Annotated in this window: 1 pseudogene; it reads right to left on the bottom strand. The window is 51.9% G+C overall.

The window, feature by feature from the left end:
• Positions 1–375: pseudogene (locus LWP20_RS18155) on the bottom strand (efflux RND transporter periplasmic adaptor subunit); the annotation flags it as partial.
• Positions 376–568: the final 193 nt, after the last annotated feature.

Genomic DNA, 568 nt, shown 5'->3' with positions numbered 1-568 from the left:
CCTCACCTGCGCCGCTGTCAGCCCATATAGCAGCAAGCGCTGACGCGCACCTTCCACCAATTGTTTCATCACCTCCTGCGTAGCGCCGAACTTTTCTTGCTGCAAGGCATTTAACAGTTCTTTTTCAAGCGAAAGCAGCTCTTCGCTGTACAATGCGTACAGCGGCTGCCCCTGTCTTATCCGCTCCAATGGGTTACGCACGAACAACCGATCTATCCGGCCCCGTACGCGGGAGGTGACCACCACTACCTTTCTTTCGTCAAAGGCCGTTCTGCCCACCAGCGTCGTTGTTTCACTTATGGGTCTGATCCTTACCGTGTCAAGGGTGATGTTAGCATGCAATTCCTCTCTTTCATTGAGTGAAATCATATCCATGTTTCCGGCAGTGCTGCTGGCCTCATGTGCCGCATGCGGCTCCTTGTCGCCAGAGCAGGAACCAAGTAGCACTATCCCCGGAAGAAGTACCCACCTGCCTATTATTGTATATATCAATTCCCTACTCATTTTCCTTGGCTTAAATACTGTATGATGGTTTCACTGTCAACCAGGTAAGCGGCGTCCCGGGCTA

The sequence above is a fragment of the Pontibacter vulgaris genome (assembly GCF_022758145.1).
Classification (GTDB): domain Bacteria; phylum Bacteroidota; class Bacteroidia; order Cytophagales; family Hymenobacteraceae; genus Pontibacter; species Pontibacter vulgaris.
The sequence above is the reverse complement of the archived record's forward strand: the minus strand, read 5'-3'. Positions and strand labels throughout refer to the sequence as shown.